Here is a 17,303-nt window from a genome sequence, read left to right as displayed (position 1 = left end):
CAAAAATAAAATACCAATCCCTTTTTTCATGTCCACTATTTAATAACGGTTCCTTCTTTTTGCTGACGATAATGATCGGCACGCATATCTTCCAGCTTATCCATTTCAGGACCTTTCAGAATCTTATTCCAATCAATTGTTGTCTTGTACTTTTTCATGGCTTTATTCACGTCAAATATACGACTGTCGTGCATTTCCAAAGTATAAGGGGTAAAATCGGGTTGGTCAGTAAAAAAGTCTTGCAACAAACTGGAAGTAACATCGTATTGATTTACGTATGGAACACCCGAAATATTGTAAATAGTTTTTAAAATGGCTCCGAAATTAGCGTGAGTTTTACTAATATGCCCCTTCTTTACATAAGGCCCGGCCATCATTAAAATAGAACGATGTGCATCCACATGATCTACTCCTCCCTGCGGATCATCTTCTGTAATGATCACCAGCATATTTTTCCAGTACTTCGTTCGAGATAAAAAATGCAGTATACGCCCCAGCGCTAAATCATTATCTGCCATGAAAGAATGCGCACTGGTATATCCATCTTCAGGTCTCGCTTTGGCAATATGGTCATTCGGCAATTGAATAGTAATAAGTGACGGCATTAACTCTTTACCAATTAGCCATTTACTCGTGAATTCTTTTTCAAACTGATTAGCCCGATACTGATCAGGAATATTGGTATTATAGCCGGGATACATTCTGCTTGTTTTGCTAAATAAAGCTTTCTGCATGGGTACCATCACCCCATGTCCTGCACCAGTTGCCGTGTCGTACCATTCTTCTCTTACGTGCGCTGTTTCGTTCGCTTCTCCAAAATTGTAAAATAATTTTTTCTTTCGTTCAAATGCTTCCCAGATTCCTCCTGCTTCTGCAAAATCTTCCGGATCCATACTTCCTGTTGATCCCGGAAATCTTCTTCCAGGAGCTGATGAAAACAATTTGGCTGTTTTACTTACACTGGAATTAGCCTCCACCCATTCATTCGGAATTACACCCATCATCCAATGATGCCCATGAATACTGGCATCACTATCACAATAAAAGTTATCGCTAAATGCAAATTGTCTTGCAATCTTGTGATGATTGGGTGTTACACGTAATCCTTTAAATCGCTCCCGCTGATTAGCCAATAAAGTATATTCATTATCAAGTCCGAATCTAGCTAAGCTACTGTCTCCCTTTGCTTCTTTAATTTGACCGAATACTTCATCGTATGTACGGTTTTCCTTTGTTATGTAAACGATATGCTTAATCGGGCTCTGATAAACACCTGGCAAAGGGGGCAATGGATTTTGGTTGATTTCAACTGTTGATTGAAAAAAAGTGTTAGACAAAGTGGTGGCCGTATACTTTGCCAGTTGAACAGAGTCTGGCATAGCCACTTTATGAAAAGAACCCAATTGCAGATCACTAATAAAAGTACCCTGTATGGGTTTTTTATACCCAATTCCACCGTTGGGACCCGCTCCTAAACCTCTAGCAGTAATGATATATAATTCTTTTTCGTCTTTGTTCAACATTACCCTGGATGGCCCCCAGCCTGTAGGTATTAAGCCAACTGTTTTCTCAGAAGCGATATCAATTACGGCAACTGCATTAAAACCCAATAACGCAACATATAATTTTTTCTCATCTTTACTAAGTGAAATTCCAAAAGGCAATAACCCCCTGTATTTATCAAGCAATGAACTTACTTTCACAGGAATGTGTTTCACTATTTTCTGCGTACGATAATCAATAACAGAAATATTATCATTCGTGGCATTTGTAATATAAGCAAATTGTTTGCCTACCGCAATTGAATTAGGACTGGCGCCTCCCACTACTTCAATATCTTCTATCAATTCCCCAACCTGATGACCGGTCTTTAATTTACTCAGCACTTTGTTGGTTGTTAGGTCAATTACGAATACACTCATTGCTTCCGGGGAAGCAGGACTTCCAACCCCAGGAATTTTTTTGCCGTCAATGATGGTTCCATTGATAGATTCCTTTGTATTGTCTCCATAAGGATGATGTGAAATAAGCATTGAATCATAATTTTGCTCGGTCATTCCCTCAATCAAAGGATAGGAATACATTCCAACGTTTGCAACAAAAGCATACTTTTTATCAGGGCTTAATGACAAACCGAAGGGCAATCTTCCACAGGGAATAGATGCTACAATTTGCTTGGTCAGCATATTAATTCTTACCATGCGAAAATTCGCGCGGTCCAAAACCAACAATTCTTTTTTATCTGAATTATACAATAGATCGGAAGTAAAACTGTCTTCAAATAAGATACTTCCCACTTTCCCGTTAAGAGAGATAGAATCAATCCTGCGCATTTGCTGAATATCATAAATTAACACAGAACCATTATCACCGCCGCTCAAATACACAATATGGGATTGTTCCCCAAAATCTACCCCAAGAAAAGAACCCTTAGAAAATGGAGAAGGTGTTTTTCCATCATATGATGGAACTCGAGTAGGCTTCATACTGATTAAGTCAATAATGGTAAATACTCCATTATGTAATGTAACCGCTTTAGTACCATCCGGAGATACCCGCATTCCGAAAGGATCATGGGTAATACGAATCATTTCTCCGGCAGGATTGATATATCTTCCGCTGGGCAATACCGATACCCCTTTTTCATCAATACGAGCATACTCAAACTTACCTGGCACTTCCAGCGCAGTCACCGTTTTTTTAGTTTGCGCATTCGCTAAGTTTAATAACAAAAGAAATAAACTGGTAATTATATAACGCATGATTTAAAGATAACTGATTAATGATAAAATGAGGTGAATACCTAAGCATCCACCCCATTCACTAAAACTAAATCGAAATATGAGAAAAACTTACTTAGCAATCCACATCAGGGTGTTGATATCATCTGTCCCTTGCCTGGTTACAGCAGCTGCTCTATTTGCTCCATTTAATGCTTGTTCTGCAACGGGGTAAATAAATCTAACTGGTACTTTATTGTTATTCAAATTGTCACGTCCAGGTAAAATTTCAGGCATACCTGTTCTTCTCCAGTCGAACCAACCTTCTAATCCTGTAAAGAATAATGCAACCCATTTTTGTAATGCAATTTTCTCTAGCTTTGCTTGTGTAGTTCCGGTATAAGCTACAGCTGGTTGCGTAAAATAATCGGCACCTGGTGTAACATTTATTCCGTAAGAGGCAGGAACCATTGAAGCATAATAGGAAAAATTAGCATTTATTCCATTAAGGTAATACGTATTTGCAGTTGTTGAAGTATTAATCATGCCTTTCTCAGCTGCTTCAGCTAAAATAAATTGTAGTTCTGCATAATTCATAATAATGCCTCTGGCTACATTCGGCAATGGTGGCGTTTGACCATTATCATTACAAACCAAACAGGCATAACTGTATCCAATTCTTGAAACACCTTGCGGTCCACCATTGTAATTTAATGCAGCAACATCGCCCAAACCATTGGGAATGCCTTCGATTTTTGGATTTCCAACAGCAACTGAATTTTGAGAAGGTCTTCCGAAAACAAAAAGTCTTGGGTCATTAATAGCTGATAACCGATCGCTCAATGTTTTACTAACCCTTATTTCATCAATAGAACCAACACGAGAACTGTACAAAGGCCATTGATTGGCAGGAACATCAGCCAGATATTTCATTTCTGCGTTGTCATCATTGGAAGTCATCAAAGGATATAAAGTGCTATTAGAAACAATGGTTTGCATTTCGGCATTTACAGACTTCTTTTTAGACAAGCGCATTAATAATCTTAATCGCAATGAGTTAGCCAATTTTTTCCACTTAAGCACTGAACCATTAAAAAGGATATCACCGGTAATAGCTTCATTACTTGTTCCGAGAATTTCATTCGCCTTTTTTAAATCGACCAATAACCCATTATAAATTTCTTCCTGTGTATCATATTTAGGCAAATACACTCCGTTTGTTTTTGCCTTAATAGCTTCGGAGTAAGGAATATCACCATAAGCATCTGTTGCTAATGAGAACAACCAACTTTTTAAAACTAAAGCAACACCCAAATAATTCTGCTGTACTGGAGTGCTTGAACCAGCCAGGTCTATAATGTTTTGAACATTACGCATATTACCATATACGTTAGACCAAATTCCATTTTTCTCACCCCACAAGTAACGGTCTTCATTTACAAACTGAATTTTAGCTGTATACTGCACCAATAAATTACCTGTACCCCAGGCTTGCCCAACTTGCTCGTTAACAGCACTTTTAATGATACCCGATAAAAGAAGGTTGGGGGTAACTTTAGTTGGGACATTCGGATTGGTATTTACCTCTGTAAAATCTTTTGTACAAGCATTTAAAAACAACAGGGAAAATGTTGTTAATGCTAGATATATTTTTTTCATGATTGTTCTTTTTTGTAATGATTAGAATTTCAAACTTAAATTAACACCAAAGCTTCTCGAAGAAGGAATAGACATGTATTCAATACCTGGCAAAGCTGTACCACCAGAATAAGACATCACTTCAGGATCAACATGTGGAACATTTGACCATACTGCTAAGTTTCTTCCAACCAAACTTAATGTTGCCGCTTTAAATGGTGTTTTTCTTAATACTTGTGCAGGAAAATTAAACCCAATTTGCAACTCTCTCAACTTTACAAATGAAGCATCATACATAACGCCCTCTGCAATTGCTCTTCCTGCTGTCCAGGCTGTATGCCATTCACGAGCAGTAATTTTTACATCGTTTGGCACTAATTGTCCATTAACCACTTTAACACCTTCGCCTATTACTCCATTACCTGGCTTTGTTAAATCGTAACCATCTGCTCTACCTTCAAGGGTTTCAACAATGATTCCCCCTTCTCTTCCTACTGTTTGTGTATGAGAGTACACCTGGCCACCCATTCTTACATCAAACAAAAATCCTAGTTTGAAATTGCCATAAGTGAACGTATTATTTATACCAGCCAGCCAATCAGGATTGTAGTTACCTAACTTAATTCTTTCGGTTGTTCTGATTGGTCTGCCATTATTATACACCATCTGACCCACAAATTTGCCAGTGCCATCATAATAAGCACCATTAGGATTAGTATTTTGTACACGAGCAAAACCAATACCATACATGTCTCCCATTCTTTCCCCAACCCTTGCTTCAACAGTTACACTTCTGCTGGCCATTACTAAATTGGTTAACCCGTCTGATAATTCAACCACTTTACTGCGATTAGTAGAAAAATTCAAATCAACAGTCCATTTAAATCCATTTTTCTTTCCAATTACTGGCACTAAATTCAACATAGCTTCAAAGCCATAGTTTCTGATAAGGCCTGCATTTATAGATCTGGTACTATAACCAGATGTTTGAGAAAGTGGGATATTAATAATCTGATTTTTGGTGTTACTCTGATAAAAAGTAAGATCTAACCCAACACGATTATTGAACATTTTAAGTTCAGTTCCAATTTCAAAGGCAGTACTAATTTCCGGCTTTAATGAAAGATTCGCTAAACGGTCTGTTTCTCCATAAATCTGTGCCGTTCCATATGCAGTGCTTGGGTTGTAAGCTTGCGTAAATGTAAAAGGATCTGTATCGTTACCTACTTGTGCAACACTTCCACGAACTTTAGCAAAGTTAATTGCAGATGGCAATTTAACCATATCACTAACAATAGCACTTACTGCTGCTGAAGTATAAAAGAAAGAATTCTTTTCAGAACCCAGCGCTTTTAATTCTGCTGGCAAAGTTAATGCGCTACTCCAGTCATTTCTACCGGTAACATCTAAAAATAAATAGTTTTTGTAAGCAACTTGAGCAGATCCATAAAGACTATTCACTCGCTTTTCAGTAGTGGTTTGTGCAACATCAACTGGTACGCGATTATTGGTAATTTTATAAATCCCCGGAATATTTAGCTGACCTGCATTTACTTCATTAAAATCAGCTTTTTGTCTGGTTTGGTTGCCACCGAATGTACCAGAAATAGTAAAATCATTATTCAGTTTTTTATTAGCGGAAAACAAGAAATCTGTATTTCTCTCTTCTGTAATTACTCGGGCCTCTCTGTATTGACCAAATGGAAAACGTTGAGTGCTGAATGCTCTTTTGTAGGAACGAACTTCCGAAGCATAATCAGTTGCAGCACGCAATTGCAAACTTAACCAACTAGCGATATCATATTTAAGTGTAATATTACCAATAATACGGTCAACTACCTGACCATTGGTATTTTCATATACAGTCAGGTAAGGATTATCATGATAATTGTAATTCCATCCAAATTGTCTTATTCCCTCTAATCCTGGCTGCCACAATCTTTTCATATCTTCTATTCTAACAGATCTGGGAAACCAGCTCGTAAATAAATACATTATACTCTCTGTCCCATAACTAATAGAGGGTCGGTTATCACTAGAACTCTTGATATAAGAAACAAAAGCACGGGCACTGAATTTATCAGATAAATTATATCCGCCACTAAAAGAAACCGTGTTTCGTTTTAAATCTGTATTAGGAACAATACCTGTTTGATCAAGATTGGTAAATGACAAACGAAAGTCACCATCCTTATTACTTCCAACCAATGCTACATTGTTTGTAAGCGTTCTTCCTGTTTGAAAGAATTTAGCTACTCCATCAACATCTGCCACCCATGGCGTGGGTGTAATTACACTTCCAGCCGGGGCATTTAAATCTCCCCCCAAGAAAGGTATTGGCTGTCCATTTAATGTTCTGGGCGAATTATATTGAGGATATAATTGTCCTTTAAAGGCAGGACCCCAACCTTCATCAGTACCATCCGTTAATCCTGCTCCGCCTCCGTTTACATAAGCAAAAGCACCTCCATTTCCATTACCCTGACCGTACACATTTTGAAATTCTGGCAACTTCAATGCATTTTCAAAAGTTAAGTTTGAGTTTACTTCAACCCCAATACCCTTGCTGCTTTTACCAGACTTTGTCTTAATTACAATAACGCCATTGGCAGCCCTGGAACCGTATAAAGCAGAGGCAGCAGGTCCTTTTAATACGTTCATGCTTTCAATATCATCTGGATTTACAAAGCCGGCACCATTACCAAAATCAACTTCAAGGTTTCCTCTGCCACTTCCTCCAACAATTGAATTAGAAATGGGTACACCGTCAATTACATACAAAGGCTGATTTTTATTCATATCTACTGAACGCTCCCCACGAATCGTAACTCTTGCAGAACCTCCAATACCTGAATTTCCTCCAATAACTGTAACTCCTGCAATTTTTCCCGCAAGCTGACTAACCACATTGGACTCTCTGGCTACCGTTAAATTATCCCCTTTTAATTCCTGGGAAGCATATCCCAATTTTTTCTTTTCTCTTTTAATGCCCAATGCAGTTACAACAACCTCATCTAATTCAGAAGAAGAAGCTTCTAAAACAATCTGCATGAAATCTGCTGAAGCTCTTACCGTTTTATCTTTAAATCCAATATTACTAATGATTAACTGATCTCCATTAGACGCATTGATTGAAAAATTCCCTTGTAAATCTGAAACTGAATTTGTTTTTGATTTTACAACTGTAATAGTAGCACCAGACAAGGGATTACCCGAAGCGGCATCAACTACTCTACCTTTAATAACTGTCTGCGCAGAAGCAGAAAAATGAAAAAGCAATATTGACAAACTGTACAATATTGCTTTCATTAAATGTTTTAACTTACTCATAATAGTTTTGCTGTTTGTTGCGCAAACCTATCATTGTAATGTTAACTCAATGTATTGTTAATGTTAACTGATTGTTGTCAATTAATCCAAGGCATCAATCAATTTTTTTGCGAGTCCAAAACTCAACGTCATGCCTGCACCACCCAAGCCATTTAAAATATAAACACGATTAATAGGAGAATAAAAAACCAAGATGACCCATCTGTCATCTTAGGGTATATGCCATGCCAGCTTGCAGAGATTTTCCAATCCGAAGCATTCATGAATCTATTTAAATATTGAATGATCAAATCATTAATATCGTATCTGTCAAAAGGATCAAAAATATTACCATACTCGTGTGAATCACCAACAGTTAGCTCTCCTTTTTCATGCTGAGACACCATTACATGTATTCCGTATTGCAAATTCAAAGGAAAATTTTCTTCTGCAAATTTTTTCAGCAAAGGCAATGATGAAGATTGCTTAAAGCTTCCGTAATGCAGCAAAGATAACCCGCCACAAACAGACGTACCTATTGTACCATGTGCAGGCATTTGAAAACGCATCATCTGTAATTTACATTTTGTAATGGGAGTCTCATTAAAAACAGCAGGGAATAAAGTTTCCATCTCATGACCAGAACAAATAAAAACATAATCAGCATGCAATATTTTATCGCTATTCTTTATATACCCTTCTCCAATTTCTGTTGCCGAAAAATTCCATAGAAACTGAACATTCATTAATTCACTTAAATAAGTACTTACATGAGCAGCAGCTATTCTTGGATCAACAATCAACTCATCAGACGAAAACAATCCACCCAATAGAGACTGTTGATTAATATATGGATAAAGCTTTGCAATTTCCCCTTTTGAAAGTAATTGAACAGGCCTACCCTCTTTATTAAAAATATCGTACAATTCATTTAAGACTGTCCATTCTATTTCATTGTTAGCCACATGCAAACTACCACTTTGATTATACCACATACCTGTACCATCACAAACCAGCTTCCATATCTCCGCTGATTTTCTTGCCAACTGATACAACTCCCCGGATGGCTGACCTATAGGCCAGACCATTCCGAAATTCCTGACAGATGCTCCTATTGCCTTAGCAGACTTATCTACTACCGTTACATTATATCCTTTGTCTGCCAATGCCCTGGCAACCGACAAACCAACAATTCCAGCACCTACAACTATTGCTTTATTTTTCATGAATAATATTTATACGTTTTATTAAACTAATATGTCCTCTAAGAGAAAATAAAATCAGAATAACACCCATTATAGAAACCCCAATAAAAAGGATAGAAAAAAAAGACACCCAGCTTATCTGAACCCGAATAAATTCTTTTAATAGCAACACAAAAACGGTTCCCAGATAGCCGAATGCATCTGCTATATACATTACAAAGCCAACATTCCCCTTTACTTCATAAGTAGAAATCATTCTTTCAAAATAAAGACAGTTAAAGGGCAAATATGCCAGGTATAATCCAGTTGTAGAAATCACCATCCATTGAAGGGGGGTTAGCTGCTGACCATTATAAAGTAACGTGGCAGCAAGGGTAATAATGAGACCTGCAATTACCAGCAAATGCGTGTAAATAAAAGCCTGTCTGTTAGATTTTATGGTAAAGAAAGAACCAATTACAATCAACACAAAAACAGCAACAATAGAACTGGTCTGAAAAAATATACCGGCATTCTCCTTATACCCGGTTTCTATCCATAATTCATTGGCAAAATCTTCACTAAAATCTCTTACAATAGTAAATAAAGTATAACTAATTACTACAGGTAACAGCAAATAACCGAACTGCATAATAAATGCGCTCCGATCCTTTTGATTCATCGGCTTTCTTTCGGATCTGTTTTGAATATCTTCCATATCCGGCAAGGGAGTATGATGCAAAAGCCAAAGTGAAATTAAAACCGGAATTACAAAAAAGGCACCTGCTATAAATGGCATCCAGAAATCATGAATATTAAAGTTTAGCAACAGCCATTTGCCAATTGATTTAGCTAGTCCGGAAGCAAAAATGAAACTACTCACCAATACCGCACCCATAATCTCTGTTGTTCTTCGTCCTTCCAAAAAACTAAAAACCATTCCAAAAACCATTCCCAGCGGTAACCCGTTTAAGAACATACAAATAATATTATACGGGGCCGGGATAATACCAAATAAAAAAAGAGAAAACCAGGCAAGGGCAATGCAACTAAAAATACCCTGAATTCTATATTGGGCATCCATAGTAGAAATAATACGGATACCTATAAACTTACTAATCATGTATCCGATAACCTGTGCAATTACAAGACTTACTTTATAAGACAACCCTAAAAAAGTCCATTGTTCATAAACACCAGCTGTATATGGCTTTCTGAATCCATACATACAAGTGTAAACTGTAAAAGAGGCGAATGAAACAACTAGTAGCAGAAATCCAGGTGATTGCCTCATTTTACTGTTAAGCCTGTGGCCTAGATGATAAGACACAGAAGAACGCATCATACAATCGATAATATTTTGTCCAACCCATGAATTACAAAATCAGGATCAGCCATTAACAACATTTCCTCGTTTTGTGCACCAGTTGTAATACCAATCGTTAATCCACAACCTGCATTCTTACCTTCCTCTATATCTGTTATGGAATCCCCTACTTTCACAACAAAAGCCGCATCCCTTATTGCCATATTTTGCATAGCAAGAAAAATCATCTCAGGATTTGGCCTGCTACTGACTACATCAGATGCTGTAATGACAGCGTCGACTGTTTGTCCAACATGCCAGTTCAACTTTTCCAAAAGCAAACTTGCTATATTAGCGTCATAGCCGGTATTTAAAACCACTTTAATATTTCTTTTCTTCAATTCATTGAAAATCCTTTCTGCATAGGGCATTGGTTTTACGTCCATAGACTGATACGCTTCAACTAGATTTAAATGAAAAGATTCATGCAGTCGCATAGCAATATTATCAGGAGCAAAAACGCCTAAGTCAATCAGCAGATCTTTAAAAGCCTGTCTTTTTTCTTTTCCAGCCCCCAATGCAAGAACCATCTCAAGTGTACAGTCATACCCATCGTTAACCAGCATCTGGTGCATGAGTTTGTACACTAGATTATCTTCGTTTACTGTAGTACCTGCCATATCAAATACCACCATAGAATATTTCTGAGCCATATGTTTTATGCGTTTTGATCTAAATGACGAATCATCATTTCCTTATAAAAATCAAGATTAGCCGGTAGTGGCTTATTGGCTATTTTGGCCTGCTCATCTATTTTCCGAATGGCAATAATGTCTTCAAAAAAAGGATTTTGTTCAAAACGGATTGCTTCATGATAGGTCATCACGCCCCCTTGCAATTTGAGTGTTTGCAGGCTTGCTTCAGATAATTGGGATAAATAAGAAGGATATTTATAACAGAGGTATCGCTTGGCAGGCACATGATTCTCAACAGCCTGAATTATTTTTTCGGAAAACCCTCTGTCTTTTAAAAATTGAGCCCCCAGATATTCATGATCAAGAAGTCCTAGCCCTTCCATATCATTTTCTGAAGTCAAGGGTTCGCATACATGGCCAATATCATGCAATAATGCTGCTAAAATCAGATCTTCAGAACATGCTTTTTCTTCTGCTATTTCAGCACTCTGGACCATATGCTCCAGCTTTGTAACCGGCTCACCAATATATTCAGAACCGCCCTTCGATAAAAGTAATTGTACAATCTCTTCTGCAATAACAGCAGTATTTCTTTTCTGCATAGATATGTTTTAACAAACCTATGCAAGAGAAACCGAGAGAAAATAATTCCTGGATTATCAAACTATGAAGGAATTGTTACCAAATTATTTCTGAATGGCATTCAACGCTTTTTCTACCAGTATATCGGCAACATTCGCCACTACAAAATACCCATTCGTTCTCCAGCGCTGACGGGCAATCAAAGCTTTGATGCGGTTCTCAATAAATGCTTTGCTTCTAACATCAATCGTATTGAAATTCAACCCTTCTTTGGCCGCATACTGAACAAAAGACTTCCATTGAGCCGGGCTTACCTGGTATTGCTGGTTAAAGTCTGTTGCTGTTTTAAACTGTGAGTATTGAGCCCGATTGGTAACAAAATCGTAATACACAAAATCATTCAGTGTACTGGTCATGAGTACCTGCAAAACAGAGCGGGTATATAAGGAAGAATCAAACAACACGGTTGAGTCCGGTGTAATTCCCCCGCCACCAAAAACTGTTTTACCTGCAGGGGTTTTGTATTTTTTTACAGAGCGGGCAACGGAATCTTTTTTAGATGCAGAATCGGTTGCATGAAAACGACCCATCAATTCTTCATTGTATTTATCGTAGCCTTCTGCATAGGATTTCTGAATATTCCTACCCAGGGGAGTAAAATACCGGGCTACCGTTAAACGAACTGCTGCCCCATCACTTAGCTGAAACTGCTGCTGTACCAGGCCCTTACCAAATGATCTTCTTCCCATGATTACTGCACGGTCCCAGTCTTGCAGAGCGCCTGCCAAAATTTCGCTGGCAGATGCAGAAGTCTCATCAATCAATACAATTAACTTACCTGTCTCGAACAATCCCGGACGCTTGGCAGTAAAATTGGTTCTGGGAGAATTATCGCCTTCTGTATAAACAATCAATTTATTATCCGACAAAAACTCATCTGCCATATCTACGGCTTCTTTCATTAACCCACCCGTATTGCCACGTAAATCCAGAATCAGGTTTTCCATTTTTTGTGCCTGCAGTTTTTCCAGTTCGGTCATGAACTCTTCATAGGTTCTTTCTGCAAACTTATTCAGGCGGATAAATCCGACTTTAGGTGCTATGATATATGCTGCGTCTACCGAACTTACCGGAATATTTCCACGGGTAATGGTGGTTTCGAGCATTTTACCCGCTCTCAGGTATTTTACTTTTACGGTTGAATTGGCCGGTCCTCTGAAGAGTTTCCGAATGGCATTCCCATCCAGTTTTTTACCGGCAATGGCAATGCTGTCATTTACAAAAATCAACTGATCTCCCGTTTGCAGCCCCACTTTCTCTGCAGGACCACCGGGCATAATATTCATCACATTCACGGTATCATTAATCTGTCGGAACTCAATACCAATGCCCTGAAAATTACCCATGATATCTTCATTGGCAGCCTGTAATTCTTCAGAAGGAATAAAAACAGAATGCGGATCAAGGTGCTTGAGCAATTCATTCGACACCAGTCCGTTAATACTGTCCTGAGAAACCTTGTCTACATACCGGGTTTTAATTAACTCTGTTAATTCCTGCAAAGAAGAACGACTGCCGGGGTTGAAAAACTGAGGAGAAAGGGTTTTCTCCTTCAACTGGAATCCAATCATCATTCCCACAATCATTACTATAGCAAATAATAATGGTAACCAAACCTGCAATTTCTTAGGACCCATAAATGCGCATTAAATTATATGTCATGTAAGCATGCAAATATCTATATTTATTGCCGAATTAAACCTTTCCTATGCCTGCCATCTTAATTGCCGACAGCGGATCCACCAAATGTGAATGGTGTTTACTGGAAAACGGCAAGAAAAAAACAGTTTTGACCCCCGCAATGAGCCCCTATTTTGTTACAGGAGACGAAATGATTCAAATCCTGAACAAACAACTCATGCCCAAGATAAAGAACACAAAAGTGGACGCACTTCATTTTTATGGAACCGGACTGGGTAATCCTGCCAATGTTGCCATCATGAAAAAAGTGTTCAAACAACTTTTTCCAAAAACAAAAACCGAGATTAATACCGATTTACTGGGTATTGCCAGGGCATCCTGCGGCAAAAACAAAGGAATTGCCTGTATTTTAGGTACCGGTTCCAATGCCTGTTATTACAATGGTAAAAAAATTGTAAACATCAGCCCGGGACTGGGGTATGTATTGGGAGACGAAGGATCCGGTGCCTATTTGGGCAAAAAAGTGATTCAATACTTTCTCTACAAAACCTTTGATGAAGATCTGATGAATCGCTTCCAGAAAAAATATGGTGAAACCCACGCAAGTATTTTAGAAAACGTTTATAAAAAACCATTGGCCAACCGATACCTGGCCAATTTTGCCCTTTTTCTTGCTGAAAACAGGGGCCATTTCATGATAGAAAACATTATTGAAGACGGACTAAACGACTTTTTCTTTACACACTTGTATAAATTCAAGGAAAGCTGGACTCAGCCCATCCATTTTGTTGGAAGCGTTGGATTTGGATTTAGAGATGTTTTAAAGGAACTTTGTAACAGTTACGAATTAGAACTTGGAAAAGTATTAAAGACACCAATGCCCGGATTAGTGGCATATCATAATCAATAAAAGATGGGGAATTTTGTAAAAGTAACCGAGCAGTCTTCCAGATACAACAATCTGGAAAAAATGAGCATTCAGGAAATCTTAACCAATATCAATAAAGAAGATAAAACGGTTCCCGATGCCGTTGAAAAAGCCATACCTCAAATAGAAAAACTGGTAGCGGCTATTTCAGACAAAATGCTGCAGGGCGGACGTTTATTTTATATGGGTGCAGGCACAAGCGGCCGTTTAGGAATCCTGGACGCCAGCGAATGTCCACCTACTTATGGGGTACCTCATGGTTTGGTAATCGGGTTGATTGCCGGTGGCGAAAAAGCCATTACACAGGCGGTGGAATTTGCAGAAGACAGTGCAGATGAGGGCTGGAGCGATTTACAAAAACACTTTATTAACGATAAAGACGTGGTAATAGGACTGGCGGCCAGTGGCACTACTCCTTATGTAATTGGCGCACTAAAAGAGTGTCGCAAAAGAGGAATCATTACAGGCAGCATCAGTTGTAATCCCAACTCACCTGTATCTGAAGCCGCAGACTTTCCCGTAGAAGTGGTGGTAGGTCCTGAATTTGTTACCGGTAGTACCCGAATGAAAAGCGGAACGGCACAAAAACTGGTGCTGAATATGATTTCAACAGCGGTTATGATTCAACTAGGTCGCGTGGAAGACAACAAAATGGTCAATATGCAGTTAAGCAATATTAAACTGGTTGACCGTGGCGTTAAAATGCTGATGGATAATCTGGGACTGAATGATTATGAAAAAGCAAAAGACCTGCTGCTGAAATATGGAAGTGTAAAAAAAGCGGTGGAGTCTTTTGAGAGTGAATAGCCTATGCATGATATAGAACCTTTTTTTAACTGGCGTCATATTTATATTGCCGAAGAAGACAAGCGCTCTCCTTTCTTTGGCAGAACTTATTCTGAGTTTGAATTTTCGCAAACCGTCTACAATTATTTTATTCATCCCCAATGGGATGAATTCGGAAGCAGGACCCTCTACCTGAAAATCATTTACGTGGATTATGAATTGCATTTTGCCATCATTGAAATGATTGGGGAATGGAACGATGCCATTGAAAATGATATCATGGAACTGAAACGGGAAATTATTGACTTGCTGGAAAAAGAAGGCATTTATAAATATATTCTCATAACAGAAAATGTGCTTAACTTCCATAGTAGCGATAAGGAATATTATCAGGAATGGTTTGAAGAAGTAACAGATGAAAACGGATGGATTGTAGCCCTTAATATGCCACAAGCCACCCAACAGGATTTTAAAGGGAAGAAGTTGCATTATTATATTGAATTAATGGAACTGCCCGACTGGAGAATATATAAGCCTTATCATCTCTTTAAAAAAATTGACGACGAACTATCAAAACGCATTACACTATGAACCAGGAAATCATAGATCTTTACGACGAGTACACGCACAAGCCCTTGAGCAGACCCGAATTCTTAAGCAGATTGGCTTTGCTAACCGGAGGCATGGCAGCGGCATTAAGTGTTTTGCCAATGATTGAAGTAAACGCGGCCAACGCAAATATCACCGCCTCCGATGATCTGGAAACTGAAACCATAACTTACGAAGGTATTAATGGCACTATGAGTGCTTATGTAGCCAAACCCAAGAACGCAAAGAAACTGGCTGCAGTAATTGTGATTCACGAAAACAGGGGATTGAATGCACATATAGAAGATGTAGCCAGAAGGGCAGCAAAAGCGGGTTACCTGGCAATTGCTCCCAATATACTTTCTCCCTTGGGCGAACTCCCCAAAAATGACGATGAACTAAGGGCCAAATTTTCTACCCTGAAACCGGAAGAGAGCCTTGACAATTTTATTCGCGCTGTTGCTTATGCAAAAACCAGAAAGGATTGTAACGGTTCTGTTGGTTGCGTGGGATTTTGCTGGGGTGGTGCCATGGCCAATAACCTGGCGGTAAATATTCCCGATTTAAAAGCGGCTGTTGCCTATTATGGAAGACAACCTGAAACTGCTAAAGTTGCACAAATTAAAGCAGCAGTCATGTTGCATTACGGGGGATTAGACACGCGGGTAAACGAAGGGATTCCGGCCTATGAAGCAGCTTTAAAAGCGAGCAATGTTAAATACGAATTGTTTGTGTACGACAATGTTAACCACGCCTTTCACAACGATACAGCTCCGGCACGCTATAACGAGGCAGCAGCAAAATTATCCTGGGAAAGAACCCTGGGCTTTTTTGCCAAATACCTTAAAGCTTAAGCCGCACTGTTGCTGGCCACAAAAACAAATACAATATCTCCGGGATTGAATAAAAAAGATAGGGTATTTACTTTTAAGATAAATCCATCTACCAGTACTTCAATGGCATAGTAGGCGCCAAAGAATAGTACTTTCTGTACCACTCCTTCTACCCAATGTGGATGAGAAGGCTTTGTTACACTGATAGCCAGCTGCTCAGGTCTTATCAATGCTCTTTTGCCTCTGACGCCCTCTCCTAACATTTGTACAAATACTTCGTGGGTCTTGGTATTAATCAGATTGTATTCTCCCATTAAGGCAGCTACATATTCATTCACCGGATGATGATACAATTGTCTGGGGGTTCCCTGTTGAACCAACTGTCCGTCCTGCATAATTAATATGCGATCGGCCCAGGACAACAAATCGGTGGCATCATGAGAAACCAGCACACAGGTAACTTTTAGTTTGTCACTTATATCTTCAATTACGGATCGAATCAAAGCTTTGTGAACCCTGTCTAAATTGGAAAACGGCTCATCCAGCAATAAAAGTTTCGGATACGAAGTCAATTGCTTGGCAAGGGCAATCCGCTGTTTCTCTCCCCCGGATAATTCATCGGAACGACGCATCATCAGATGGGCAATTCTACAAACTTCGAATATTTGCTGCGCAGAACGATAGTCCAGCTGATTGGTCATTGATAACAGCTCATGCACTTTATAATTATTGCGCAGCTCATAATGCTGAGACAAATAGGCAATCTTAGGATGCCCGGGCAGCAACTGTTCATCAGGTCCCAATACCCGCATCCCTTCAAAATATACATTACCGCCTGTTGGCTGCGCCAGTCCTGCAATCAGCTTCAGTAGTGTGGATTTTCCAGACCCCGTTTCTCCGGCAATGGCCACCCGCTCTCCTTCCTGCATGGTAAAATGCAGAGGATACAATATCGTATTCTCGCCCTCCTGTTTAAATAGTTCCTGTAAGTCTAGAAAAACCATAACACAAATTACAAAATTGTACCTTCATG

13 protein-coding genes are annotated in these 17,303 nt (G+C 38.9%); 4 read left to right on the top strand and 9 right to left on the bottom strand.

Translation table 11 applies throughout. The annotated features are described in order from the left end of the window. Positions 1-35: 35 nt before the first annotated feature. From P767_RS0102530 to P767_RS0102495, 8 genes are all read right to left on the bottom strand, one after another. Positions 36-2,762: a bifunctional YncE family protein/alkaline phosphatase family protein gene (locus P767_RS0102530; protein WP_026763284.1), complete on the bottom strand. Its 2,727-nt coding sequence runs from the start codon at positions 2,760-2,762 to the stop codon at positions 36-38. Between the two features lie 90 nt (positions 2,763-2,852). After that, positions 2,853-4,379 (bottom strand): SusD/RagB family nutrient-binding outer membrane lipoprotein, encoded by a 1,527-nt coding sequence (locus P767_RS0102525; RefSeq protein ID WP_026763283.1) that lies wholly within the window; start codon positions 4,377-4,379, stop codon positions 2,853-2,855. Between the two features lie 21 nt (positions 4,380-4,400). Next, positions 4,401-7,688, bottom strand: coding sequence for a SusC/RagA family TonB-linked outer membrane protein (locus tag P767_RS0102520; protein WP_026763282.1), 3,288 nt, complete (start codon positions 7,686-7,688; stop codon positions 4,401-4,403). A 152-nt stretch (positions 7,689-7,840) separates the two neighbouring features. Next, complete coding sequence (locus tag P767_RS15435; protein ID WP_051417009.1) at positions 7,841-8,893, bottom strand: TIGR03364 family FAD-dependent oxidoreductase; 1,053 nt, start codon at positions 8,891-8,893, stop codon at positions 7,841-7,843. Then, a complete protein-coding gene (locus P767_RS15430; protein WP_037352109.1) occupies positions 8,883-10,145 on the bottom strand; it encodes a DUF5690 family protein in 1,263 nt (420 codons plus the stop codon). Before P767_RS15430 ends, P767_RS15435 begins: the two co-directional genes overlap by 11 nt. Before the next feature lie 47 nt (positions 10,146-10,192). Continuing rightward, positions 10,193-10,870, bottom strand: a complete 678-nt coding sequence (locus P767_RS0102505; protein ID WP_037351576.1) for an HAD-IA family hydrolase — start codon at positions 10,868-10,870, stop codon at positions 10,193-10,195. Positions 10,871-10,875: 5 nt separating this feature from the next. Continuing rightward, positions 10,876-11,454 carry an HD domain-containing protein gene (locus P767_RS0102500; protein WP_026763280.1) on the bottom strand — a complete coding sequence of 193 codons (579 nt, stop codon included), beginning with the start codon at positions 11,452-11,454 and terminating at the stop codon, positions 10,876-10,878. An 84-nt stretch (positions 11,455-11,538) separates the two neighbouring features. Continuing rightward, on the bottom strand, positions 11,539-13,131 hold the full coding sequence (locus P767_RS0102495; RefSeq protein WP_026763279.1) for a S41 family peptidase: 1,593 nt from the start codon (positions 13,129-13,131) through the stop codon (positions 11,539-11,541). Between the two features lie 71 nt (positions 13,132-13,202). Here P767_RS0102495 and P767_RS0102490 point away from each other — a divergent pair, with 71 nt between their 5' ends. The 4 genes from P767_RS0102490 to P767_RS0102475 are packed head-to-tail and all read left to right on the top strand — an operon-like array spanning position 13,203 to position 16,291. After that, complete coding sequence (locus P767_RS0102490; RefSeq protein WP_026763278.1) at positions 13,203-14,045, top strand: N-acetylglucosamine kinase; 843 nt, start codon at positions 13,203-13,205, stop codon at positions 14,043-14,045. Between the two features lie 3 nt (positions 14,046-14,048). Next, complete coding sequence (gene murQ, locus P767_RS0102485; RefSeq protein WP_026763277.1) at positions 14,049-14,870, top strand: N-acetylmuramic acid 6-phosphate etherase; 822 nt, start codon at positions 14,049-14,051, stop codon at positions 14,868-14,870. A gap of 3 nt (positions 14,871-14,873) precedes the next feature. Beyond that, on the top strand, positions 14,874-15,440 hold the full coding sequence (locus tag P767_RS0102480; RefSeq protein ID WP_026763276.1) for a hypothetical protein: 567 nt from the start codon (positions 14,874-14,876) through the stop codon (positions 15,438-15,440). Continuing rightward, a complete protein-coding gene (locus P767_RS0102475; RefSeq protein ID WP_026763275.1) occupies positions 15,437-16,291 on the top strand; it encodes a dienelactone hydrolase family protein in 855 nt (284 codons plus the stop codon). The genes P767_RS0102480 and P767_RS0102475 overlap by 4 nt, the downstream gene beginning before the upstream one ends. Here P767_RS0102475 and P767_RS0102470 read toward each other — a convergent pair. After that, the gene (locus P767_RS0102470; protein ID WP_026763274.1) at positions 16,288-17,274 is read right to left on the bottom strand and encodes an ABC transporter ATP-binding protein; all 987 of its coding nucleotides are present in this window, start codon (positions 17,272-17,274) and stop codon (positions 16,288-16,290) included. The genes P767_RS0102475 and P767_RS0102470 overlap by 4 nt on opposite strands. Positions 17,275-17,303: the final 29 nt, after the last annotated feature.

Source organism: Sediminibacterium salmoneum NBRC 103935 (genome assembly GCF_000511175.1).
Classification (GTDB): domain Bacteria; phylum Bacteroidota; class Bacteroidia; order Chitinophagales; family Chitinophagaceae; genus Sediminibacterium; species Sediminibacterium salmoneum.
Note: the sequence above shows the minus strand (reverse complement) of the source record. Positions and strands in the feature narration are given on the sequence as shown.